General features: G+C 47.8%; 11 protein-coding genes. 8 read left to right on the top strand and 3 right to left on the bottom strand.

The genetic code is table 11. The annotated features are described in order from the left end of the window. Positions 1-201 precede the first annotated feature (201 nt). Both bcp and SIN01_RS12460 read right to left on the bottom strand, forming a co-directional pair. A complete protein-coding gene (gene bcp, locus SIN01_RS12465) occupies positions 202-669 on the bottom strand; it encodes a thioredoxin-dependent thiol peroxidase (protein WP_010026069.1) in 468 nt (155 codons plus the stop codon). Between the two features lie 21 nt (positions 670-690). Beyond that, positions 691-1692, bottom strand: coding sequence for a zinc-binding dehydrogenase (locus SIN01_RS12460; protein WP_029548254.1), 1002 nt, complete (start codon positions 1690-1692; stop codon positions 691-693). Between the two features lie 156 nt (positions 1693-1848). Between SIN01_RS12460 and SIN01_RS12455 the strand changes: the two genes are divergently transcribed. The 8 genes from SIN01_RS12455 (at position 1849) to SIN01_RS12420 (ending at position 8750) form a co-directional block, all read left to right on the top strand. Further along, on the top strand, positions 1849-2475 hold the full coding sequence (locus SIN01_RS12455; protein ID WP_010026073.1) for an NUDIX hydrolase: 627 nt from the start codon (positions 1849-1851) through the stop codon (positions 2473-2475). A 96-nt stretch (positions 2476-2571) separates the two neighbouring features. Next, positions 2572-3870: a glutamate-1-semialdehyde 2,1-aminomutase gene (locus SIN01_RS12450; protein ID WP_010026074.1), complete on the top strand. Its 1299-nt coding sequence runs from the start codon at positions 2572-2574 to the stop codon at positions 3868-3870. 89 nt (positions 3871-3959) lie between these two features. Then, positions 3960-5024 carry an FUSC family protein gene (locus tag SIN01_RS12445; protein ID WP_010026075.1) on the top strand — a complete coding sequence of 355 codons (1065 nt, stop codon included), beginning with the start codon at positions 3960-3962 and terminating at the stop codon, positions 5022-5024. Between the two features lie 216 nt (positions 5025-5240). Then, positions 5241-5594: a lmo0954 family membrane protein gene (locus SIN01_RS12440; protein WP_010026076.1), complete on the top strand. Its 354-nt coding sequence runs from the start codon at positions 5241-5243 to the stop codon at positions 5592-5594. A gap of 14 nt (positions 5595-5608) precedes the next feature. Continuing rightward, positions 5609-6247 (top strand): PspA/IM30 family protein, encoded by a 639-nt coding sequence (locus tag SIN01_RS12435; protein ID WP_010026077.1) that lies wholly within the window; start codon positions 5609-5611, stop codon positions 6245-6247. Positions 6248-6356: 109 nt separating this feature from the next. After that, on the top strand, positions 6357-7085 hold the full coding sequence (liaF, locus tag SIN01_RS12430; protein ID WP_010026078.1) for a cell wall-active antibiotics response protein LiaF: 729 nt from the start codon (positions 6357-6359) through the stop codon (positions 7083-7085). Next, positions 7082-8125 carry a sensor histidine kinase gene (locus tag SIN01_RS12425; RefSeq protein ID WP_010026080.1) on the top strand — a complete coding sequence of 348 codons (1044 nt, stop codon included), beginning with the start codon at positions 7082-7084 and terminating at the stop codon, positions 8123-8125. The genes liaF and SIN01_RS12425 overlap by 4 nt, the downstream gene beginning before the upstream one ends. Next, the gene (locus SIN01_RS12420) at positions 8118-8750 is read left to right on the top strand and encodes a response regulator transcription factor (RefSeq protein ID WP_010026081.1); all 633 of its coding nucleotides are present in this window, start codon (positions 8118-8120) and stop codon (positions 8748-8750) included. The genes SIN01_RS12425 and SIN01_RS12420 overlap by 8 nt, the downstream gene beginning before the upstream one ends. 81 nt (positions 8751-8831) lie before the next feature. Here the strand turns inward: SIN01_RS12420 and SIN01_RS12415 are convergent. Beyond that, positions 8832-10173, bottom strand: a 1342-nt coding sequence (locus SIN01_RS12415; protein WP_141306110.1) for an ABC transporter substrate-binding protein, incomplete at its 5' end; no start/stop codon positions are given.

The raw sequence follows: 10173 nt of genomic DNA, 5'->3' as shown, positions 1-10173 counted from the left end.
GATATTCAGTGTACATGGTCGATGCTTGTCCTGTCAACGTTAAGCGCTTTTCCTTAATTTTTCCATATAAGCGGTACGTTTAGTTTGCCTTGGATGCAAGAAAACATACTGAGACGCACCATAATGAAAAGATCAGAACGACACAAGCGTCCTGATCTTTTGTCATTTATTAGCATTTTTTAAGAATCAGCAGGTCTCATTTCACACGAGATTCTGTTTGACGAACTGAAACACATCGTCCACATGTCCGGCAACTTTAACTTTCGGCCATACTTTGCGAATCGTTCCTTCCCGATCAATAACAAACGTTGACCGCACGATCCCCATCGACTTCTTGCCGAACATATTCTTTAACTGCCAGCTGCCGTAGGTTTCGGCAACTTCATGATTCGGATCGGACAAAAGCGTAAAGGGAAGCTCGTGCTTATCGGCAAACTTCTGGTGCCGTTCAATCGGATCTGTGCTGATGCCCAACACGACCGTGTTTACCGCTTCAAAGCGGCTGTTCTGATCACGGAAGTCGCAAGCTTCTGTCGTACATCCCGGAGTCATGTCTTTCGGATAAAAGTACAGAACAACATTTTTTCCTCTATAGTCTGACAGTGTGATTGGTTTCCCGTTGGTTTCTTGCAGTGTAAAATCCGGTGCTTTCGTACCCAACTCCAGCATATCATTTGTTCTCCTTTGTCATCATGAATTGATTTTGATTGCAACTTTGCCAAATTGCGCCGATTGCTTCAGATAACTCAGCGCCTCGCCGGTCTGTTCTAGATCATAGGATCGATCGACAATCGGTTTGATTTTGTGCTTGCGGAACAAATCAAGCATTTCATGAAATTCTTCAACGCTTCCCAGTGTTGAGCCATGCAGATTCCATTGATTATAGAAAAAGCTGCGCAGATCAAGCGCAATCTCATCACCCGCCGATGCGCCAAATGAAACGACCGTACCGCCCTTTTTAAGCACGCCGAGCGAACGATTAAAGGTTGCCGCACCGATACTTTCAATCACGAGATCCACCTTTTCTCCATTCAATGCTGCCGCCCAATCCTGATCATTATCCAGCAAAAGATCTGCACCCAGTTTTCCCGCTTTCTTCAGTTTCTCCGTACTGCGCGAGGAAACGACTGCCGTTGCGCCTACCGCCTTCGCCATTTGCAGCATATACGTCGCAACCCCGCTTCCGATTCCCGGAATGAAGACGGTTTGTCCACTTTTTAATCCGCCTCGAGTAAACAACGCTCGATAGCCGGTCAGTGCGGAAAGCGGGAGCACACCGGCCTGTTCCCAAGACAAATAATCCGGTTTGGCGGCGACCTGAACCTCGGGAATCACGATTTCTTCAGCAAATGTGCCCTGGTCCGGTAATCCGAGAATTTCAAAGTTATCCGGCGGTGCAGGCGTGTTCTTCAGCCAGCCCAAGCTTGGTATAATCAGCACCTCATCGCCGACGCGCACATTCTGAACATCGGCGCCAACTTCTGAGACAACCCCCGCTCCGTCCGAACCAATGACCAGTGCCGGATCGTTTGGCTGATGCCGGGTTAATACGAATAGGTCGCGATGATTCAATCCGGCAGCCTTCACTTTCACCTTTACCTCACCTGATTTAGGCGCTGGTGGATTAGAAAAGCTCGGCGCGAAGCATGCGCCGTCCATCCCCGCAGTACCTTCATGAATAAATGCCTTCATCATCATCACCCGTTCCTATTATTCATTCTATTCATCATAATAACCCGTGCGGCTGCACTTGTGAAATAAAGCGGCTTCTGCTCGGCGGCGATCAGGCAGCAAGCGACGAAAAATGATAAACTAGAGAGGGAAAAACGACTGATCACGGGTGATTTTATGGATATAAAAAGTATTACACGACGAATTGAAAACGATGGCAGTATCATTGGCGAGGATACGGCAAAAAAATCTGCGCTGTTCCTTCCGCTTATTTATAAAAACAATACATGGTCGCTTTTGCTTGAAGTTAGGGCAGCTGAATTGAAGCGCCAGCCGGGTGATATCTGTTTTCCCGGCGGACGAAGCGAAAAAATCGATGGATCGATGCGGGAAACTGCGGTGCGAGAAACCATCGAAGAACTGGGCATTCGCAAGGAGGCGATCCAGGTCATTGGCCAGATGGGCACATGCATCGCAACCTCCGAATTGTTCCTCTATCCATTTGTCGGCGTCATCGAGTCGGATGAACCGCTTAAACCAAATCCTGATGAGGTACAGGAAGTCTTTACCATCCCGCTCCCTTGGCTGATGAAGCAGATTCCTGAAAAGCATTCGCTCAACTTTACGGTTGATAAACATTCCGAATTTCCCTTCGAACGGATTGTAGCGGGTAAGCGCTATCCGTTTCGCAACCTTCAGATCAGCGAACCTTTTTATGAATATAAAGGGAAAACAATATGGGGACTGACCGCCCGTATTCTTGAACATTTTGTGTTTTTGATGAACCACCGCATGTTTGACTAGCTTTCGACGCGCTTTGCTTGTCATTTTCTGCCTGTTATTGGATACTTATGGGGAGCAAAAAAGAACCTAGAACAGGTTAAGGAGAGATTAATCGCAATGAATACGCAAACTTCTGAAAAACTCTATGCAGAAGCTCTCGAAAATATTGTCGGAGGCGTCAACAGCCCTTCCCGTGCCTACGCTGCAGTCGGCGGCGGCGCTCCAGTTTTCATGAAAAAAGGCAAAGGCGCCTACTTCTGGGATGAAGACGGCAACCGTTACATAGATTATCTGGCGGCGTATGGACCGATTATTACCGGATTCGCGCATCCGCATATTACAGAAGCGATCAAGAAGCAGGCCGAACGCGGTGTACTCTACGGAACGCCGACACGACTGGAAACCGAACTGGCCGTAATGTTGAAGAAAGGAATTCCTTCCCTCGATGAAGTGCGTTTTACCAACTCCGGTACAGAGGCCGTTATGTCGACCGTACGGGTTGCTCGAGCCTTTACCGGCAGAAAAATCATCTTGAAATTTGCCGGTAGCTACCATGGCCACTTTGACCTCGTACTCGTCGCCGCAGGTTCCGGTCCGTCAACGCTTGGCTCTCCGGATTCAGCCGGCGTCACCGAAAGCACCGCGCAAGAAGTGCTCACGGTACCGTTCAATAATGTGGACACACTACAGCATGCGTTTGAAAAATGGGGATCACAAATTGCAGCCGTACTCGTTGAACCGATCGTCGGAAACTTCGGTATGGTACGTCCGCAACCCGGATTCCTTGAAGCGGTGAATGAGATTGCCCACCAAGCAGGCGCACTCGTCATTTATGATGAGGTGATTACCAACTTCCGTTTCATGTACGGCGGTGCCCAGAACTATTTGGGCGTCACTCCGGATCTCACAGCAATGGGCAAGATCATCGGTGGCGGACTTCCGATCGGCGCTTACGGCGGCAAACGTGATATCATGGATCAAGTTGCCCCGAACGGACCGGCCTATCAGGCTGGGACAATGGCCGGCAACCCGCTGTCGATGGCTAGCGGAATTGCTTGTCTTGAAGTATTGCAAACACCGGGTATTTACGAAGAAATGGATCGCCTTGGCAAAAAGCTTGAAGAAGGTATGCTGGCAGTTAATGAAGAAAAATACCATCTTCCTGTTGTGATCAACCGGATCGGCGGAGCGATGACCTTGTATTTTTCAAGCCATCCGATCACAAACTATGAGGAAGCGAAAGATACCGACAGCGAACTGTTCGGGCGTTTCTTCAAATTAATGCTCGAAAGAGGCGTCAATCTTGCCCCTTCAAAATATGAGGCATGGTTCCTGACAACCGAGCATACGGAAAAAGACATTGACGACACTTTGGCAGCTGCAGACGATGCGTTTGCGAAGCTTGCAAAAGGGTAATGTCTTCCTTCGAACGAAGAGCGGTCGATCCGCTCTTTTTTTTATCGCTCTTTTTTTGGTAAAATCAAATGAAAAGGAGGCCGACCGTTATGCACTTAGGCGCACGCAGCTTGAAAACCGGTGTTGCCGTGACGCTTGCCTTGATGACTGCAATGGCATTAGGCATGACGTCGCCAATCATGGCCGGCGTTGCTGCGGCAATGACCACGCGGCCTTCGGTTCAGCGTTCCATCCACGCGATGATCCAAAACATCTATGGGAATCTGATTGGTGCACTGATTGCCGTTGCCGCCGTCATTTTCTTCGGTGATACACCGATCGTCGTTGGTCTGAGCGTTGTGTTTGTGATCGCGCTGCATCTTAAATTTAATTTGCATCACACACTGACTCTGACCATGGTCACCGTGATCTTCATTATGTCGAGCGGTATGAGCGACAATGTTGCCTTCCTTTATGAAGGGATCCGCCGTTTTTCCATGATCTGTATTGGCGTCATCTCAGCAACTTTAGTCAATTTGCTGATTTTCCCGCCTCATTATGAAAATACGCTCTACACTCAGATTCTAACGCAAACGACGCAGCTGATTAAATGGACACGTCTGCTGAGCGGCGGAACTTCGGATAATCGAAAAATCAAACAGGAAATGGCTGAGCTCGACAGCAGGAAGCTCAAAATCGAAAACTATTACCATTGGTATAAAGAAGAGCGTGCCTTTCGCAAGCGGATCAAATCGGTTAAATTGCGGCGAACGGTCATTTTCCGTGAAATGATTCATGTGACGCAGTTGCTGCACCATCTATTGAACGAATTGGATCGCAATGAGAATGCCTTCCGCCTGCTTCCAGATGGTTTCCGTGAATCGCTCCGCATCCAGCTCAGCGGCTTAATGACCTACCACGAGCGCGTGCTGCTGAAATTTGATGGAAAAATTCGCCGCAAGCGTCATGAAGAGCAAGCGCGGAAAGACTATAAGCAAAGCGCAACGCTTGCCCGTTTGTTCTTCTCTCATCTTTCTACCGAAAAAACCGATGAATGGCTGGATCTGCTTCCGCTCATTTCAACCATCATTGATTACAATCAGCATATCGAACATCTTGATCGCTTAGTTACCAGCTACCAAGCGTTCCACCAAAAAGCAAATCAAATGAACTAATCAGGCAATCAGAAGGCTGGCTCGTGGTCGTACATCAATCCCATACCCTGAAAGGGCGTCTCAAAAGTCGATCGCTGACTTTTGAGACGCCCTCTTTATTTGATCCGGTGCTTGCTGCCGCTAAGTCCAAAGACTTATCATAAGATACTGCTACGGCTCATTATCCTCGCCGCATCTTTTTTCTATGATTAAGTCATGGAAAGGAGGATCACATACATGAAAAAAATTGCCTTGTACTTGCTCGGAGCTGTCAGCCTGATCATCCTGCTTACACAAGTGGGACCGCTGATCGGATTAATCATCAGCTTGGCGGTGCTCTACTTCGCCTTCAAGAAGTTTACCCGAACAGATTCAACCGGAGTGAAGCTCTTTTGGGGCATCATCGGCATCATCGCCCTTTGTTTCTCACTCGGCAATGTTCCGGCACTAATCGGTGTGGCTGCGCTTGCCGGAATTTACGTCGCTTATAAAGCACTAAAGAACGATAAAACAGCCGATCCACAACCTAAAGATCCCTTTGACAACTTTGAAAAAGAATGGAAAGAATTTGCAAACAAATCATCCATATAAAGGAGCAACTGACAATGAGTAATCTCTTTACCCGATTAAAGGACTCAATTTCTGCAGATCTTAATGATATGCTCGATCAAAAAGAACAAAAAAACCCGATTGCGATGCTCAATCAACATTTGCGCAGCTGTGAAAAAGAAGTTAAACGCGTGCGTGAATTAATTGATCGCCAATATCTGCTCAAAGATCAGTTCATCAAAGCGTACCATGAAGCTTCAGAAATGGCAGCGAGACGTCAGCACCAGGCGGAAATCGCCGCGCGCGCATCGGAGAACGAGCTGCAGGAATTCGCTGAGAAAGAACATGACGATTACAGGCAGAAGGCCGAACGTCTTAAGAATGCCTATGATACAACAGTGAAGCAATTAGATCAGCTCGAGCAAAAGTATGCGACCATGAAACGTAAATTGAAGGACATGCATTTAAAACGGATGGAACTGATGAGTCGCGAAAACATTGCAAACATCAACAATCGGATGAATACGGTCGTCCATCCAGAGCGTGCATTCGGGCAATCCTTTTCTAAATTCGAGGAAAGCGAACTGTATCTGGAGCGGCTGGAACAGAGAGTCACGAGCAACTACCACCATAATACAATCGATGCGCGTATCCGAGAAATCGAACGCGAACTTGAGCAAAATAAAGCAAATTAATCCGTCTTAACGCGCTCGCTTGACCCACATAAGGATGTTAAAATGAAAAAAGGCGGAGAACGCCTTTTTTCACACTACATATACAGAGCAGAAAGGCAGATGATGCACCATGTTCGAGCAACTGAAAAAAGATCGATACAGCTGGTTCATGATGATCTGCCTGCTTCTCATAATCGTTCAAACACTCTTTGAAGGCTGGGAATTTCTTTTCCCTACCCTTTTATTCGGGGCCATAATCTACTATGGGCGCAACCATCGCCGAACCCAAAAGGGAAAAATCCTCTTCTGGGTCGGCTTGATTGGGCTTGGGTTTACACTCTTGAACCTGCTCGTCTTTAAGCTCTTCATCATTGCGCTTTTCATTTGCTATCTGATCGATTTCATCCAAAAAAAGAAGCATCCGACACGGATCATACCGGACATGGAACATCCTGGAAACGGCTCGGAGCACGTTTCCGTTCGCATGCCGCTGCTGCGCAATAAATGGTTCGGCAGTCAAGAAACACCGGATCATGATTTCGAATGGCAGGACATCAATATTCAGACCGGTGCCGGGGATACGATCATTGATCTTAGCCGCACCATTCTGCCGAAGAAGGAATCGGTGATCTTTATCCGCCATCTTGCCGGTAGAGTGCGCATTCTCGTGCCCTATGGCGTTGAAACTGCACTTCACTATTCCGTGGTGCTTGGCAAGGTCGATTTCTTCGATCATCACGAAGTTCAGCTGATTCATGATACACGGATTCTTCAGACTGAGGGTTATGAGCAAGCAGATCAAAAGGTAAAAATTATGATTTCTGCATTTGCCGGCAGTCTGGAGGTGCAGCGCGTATGAACGTGGTTCAACGCCAGATCGTCACCGGAACCTGCTTCGCATTTGTCTGCCTGATCTTGTTTGGCGCTTTGTTCCTGTTTGCTTTTCCGCTTCCGAACTGGTCGCTGTTATGGAGCCGGCAAATCTGGCATCTTCCGTTTCTCTTTATCGTACCGATCCTTTCATTATTTGCCGGCGGAATTGCCGGGCTGCTTTCAGGGATGTATTGGCGCCGGCAGCTGGCGATGATCCGTGACGCGATGGATCAGGTAAGTCAGGGAGGCCATGCGGCTGCGTCCTTTTCTGCGCGTTCAGCCGAGATCGAGCCGATCATGAACCGCGTGAAGCAGCTAAGCACGAAAATGAGCGCGCTCACAAAAGCAGCGCAACAAACCGTAAGCGACAAGGCAGAGATTGAAGAAAAAGCAATCCAAAAGATTGTTTCAGAGGAACGTAATCGGCTTGCCCGCGAGCTTCACGATTCAGTCAGCCAGCAACTGTTCGCTGCCTCAATGCTCATGTCAACCATTAATGAACTGCGCCCCAACACCGATGATCCGGAAGGAAAACAATTAAAACTTGTGGAGCAGACCATACACCAATCACAGCTGGAAATGCGGGCGCTCTTCCTTCATTTACGGCCGGTACAGCTGCACGGCAAAGCGCTCAAGCAAGGGATGGAAGAACTGCTGCTTGAATTGAAACAAAAGGTACCGATGACCATTAACGCCAGTATCGAACCGGTCTCGCTGAAGCGCGGGATTGAAGATCAGCTCTTCCGCATTCTCCAGGAAACGGTGTCCAACACGCTTCGCCATGCCAAAGCGCACAGCCTCGATGTTCTGCTGATTAAGCGTGAAGGGTTTGTCATCCTCCGCGTGACCGATGACGGCATCGGATTCGATGCAAAGAAAACAAAACCAGGCTCCTATGGGCTGCAGAACATAAACGAACGTTCCGCACAGATCGGGGCGCAAATTAAACTCGTGAGCGTTCCGGATAAAGGCACAAGTCTGGAAATTAAAGTGCCGCTCCTTGAAAGGGATGAAAACAATGATTAATGTTGTCTTTGTTGATGATCACGAAATGGTACGTATCGGTGTCTCCGCATACCTGAGCGCGCAAGCGGATATTAATGTCGTCGGCGAGGCGGACAACGGCCGCGACGCAATTGATCTGGTCCTGAAACTGAGACCGGATATCGTCTTGATGGATCTGGTCATGGAAGAGGTCGATGGAATTGAAGCAACGAAACGAATTATCGACCAATGGCCGCAAGCCAAAATCATCATTGTCACTAGTTTTCTTGATGATGACAAAGTATATCCGGCTATTGAAGCCGGTGCAACCAGCTATTTGCTGAAAACCTCAAAAGCAAGCGACATTGCAAAAGCAATTCGTTCGACCTACAACGGTCAATCCGTCCTCGAGCCGGAAGTCACAGAAAAAGTTATGGCGCGCATGAAGCACAGATCGGATAAAGCGCTGCATGACGATCTGACCAATCGAGAAATGGAAGTGCTGCTGCTGATGGCACGCGGCAAAAGCAATCAAGAAATTGCTGATGAGCTGTTCATTGCTTTAAAAACGGTAAAAGTTCACGTCAGCAATATTCTGAGCAAACTTGAGGTCCAAGACCGCACGCAAGCGGTCATCTATGCATTTCAGCATAAACTGACGCAATAACCGGCGATGTTTCCCGGTGATGACCAAAACAAAACCCGCAGCCGTGTTTAACGACTGCGGGTTTTGTTTCGTTATCGAAAATTATTTTACGGTTACATCACTTAGTGGTTCTGTCCCTGTTGGGCTTGGAGCGAATCCGGAGATCGTGCTCTTACCAACTAGTGCTGCCTTTGCATATTCAAGAGGTACCCAAGGTGCATCTTCATGAATCATCTCTTGCGCTTTGACATACAGCGCAGCACGTTTCGCATTATCTGTTTCTGATTGTGCTTGAGTAAGAACCTTGTGCAATTCATCACTCTTGTAGAATGATAGGTTGTTCGTACCCGCGCTGTCTTTGTCAAGCAGCGTATAGAGGAAGTTGTCCGGGTCACCATTGTCGCCGATCCAGCCCATCAAGTACATTGGTGCGCCGCCTTTTTGCAGCTTTTCAATGTAAGAAGACCACTCAACGTTTTCAATCTTGACTTTTACGCCGATTTTACCAAAAGTTGCTTGAATCGCTTCAGCTGTTTTCGCAGGCTGCGGCATGTAGTCACGCGGGTTGGACATCGTATACAACGTTGTCGTGAACCCATTTGGATAGCCGGCTTCAGCCAGCAATTTCTTCGCTGCCTTCAGGTCATATGGATAATCCTTAAGATCCTTGGCAAATCCAAGAAGTACCGGAGGCATTGGGTTCTTTGCCGGTTCGGCTTGTCCATTGTAGAACGCTTTGTTCAGCGCGTCCTTGTCAACCGCCATGTTCAGTGCCTGACGAACCTTCTTGTTATCAAACGGCTTCTTCGTAACGTTAAAGCCGAGATAAGCAACGTTCATCGGCGGACGATAGGAAACATGGAAATCCTTGTTGCCTTTAATGCCATCGATATCACTTGGGTTCAAGCCGTCCATAAGATCAATTTCGCCATTCTTCAATGCGTTCAAACGCGCGCTGTTATCCGGAATGACTTTGAAAATAATTGAATCAAGTTTTGGAAGACCTTTTTGCCAGTAGTTTTTGTTCTTAGTCAAAGTAATTGTGTTGTTTTTCTTCCAGCTCTTAAATACATAAGGACCGGTACCTACACCAGCAGATTGACCGTATTTGTCACCATATTTTTTAATGGCTTTCGGACTTGAAATAGCGAATGGAGACATTGCCAAGTTTTGCAGGAATGGTGCAGACGGTCTCTTCAACGTAAAGACAACCGTATTAGCATTCTGAGCTTTAACGCTATCAATAATCAGGTTCTTGTCGCCACTATAGCCGCCGAACATGGACGGGAAGTAAGCGAATTTTCCAGAAGCTTTGCCGTTCATCCAACGATCGAAGTTGTAAACAACCGCGTCCGCGTTGAACGCACTGCCGTCGGAGAATTTAACACCCTTGCGGAGCGTGAACGTATACGATTTGCCGTCATCACTAACCTTCCAGCTTTCA

The sequence above is a fragment of the Sporolactobacillus inulinus genome (genome assembly GCF_006539285.1).
Lineage (GTDB): Bacteria > Bacillota > Bacilli > Bacillales > Sporolactobacillaceae > Sporolactobacillus > Sporolactobacillus inulinus.
The sequence above is the reverse complement of the archived record's forward strand: the minus strand, read 5'-3'. Positions and strand labels throughout refer to the sequence as shown.

Coding starts and splice junctions, on each gene's coding strand:
- SIN01_RS12425 (WP_010026080.1), top strand. CDS start 7,082: ATGAACGTGGTTCAACGCCAGATCGTCACCGGAACCTGCTTCGCATTT.
- SIN01_RS12460 (WP_029548254.1), bottom strand. CDS start 1,692: ATGAAGGCATTTATTCATGAAGGTACTGCGGGGATGGACGGCGCATGC.
- SIN01_RS12440 (WP_010026076.1), top strand. CDS start 5,241: ATGAAAAAAATTGCCTTGTACTTGCTCGGAGCTGTCAGCCTGATCATC.
- liaF (WP_010026078.1), top strand. CDS start 6,357: ATGTTCGAGCAACTGAAAAAAGATCGATACAGCTGGTTCATGATGATC.
- SIN01_RS12450 (WP_010026074.1), top strand. CDS start 2,572: ATGAATACGCAAACTTCTGAAAAACTCTATGCAGAAGCTCTCGAAAAT.
- SIN01_RS12445 (WP_010026075.1), top strand. CDS start 3,960: ATGCACTTAGGCGCACGCAGCTTGAAAACCGGTGTTGCCGTGACGCTT.
- SIN01_RS12435 (WP_010026077.1), top strand. CDS start 5,609: ATGAGTAATCTCTTTACCCGATTAAAGGACTCAATTTCTGCAGATCTT.
- SIN01_RS12455 (WP_010026073.1), top strand. CDS start 1,849: ATGGATATAAAAAGTATTACACGACGAATTGAAAACGATGGCAGTATC.
- bcp (WP_010026069.1), bottom strand. CDS start 669: ATGCTGGAGTTGGGTACGAAAGCACCGGATTTTACACTGCAAGAAACC.
- SIN01_RS12420 (WP_010026081.1), top strand. CDS start 8,118: ATGATTAATGTTGTCTTTGTTGATGATCACGAAATGGTACGTATCGGT.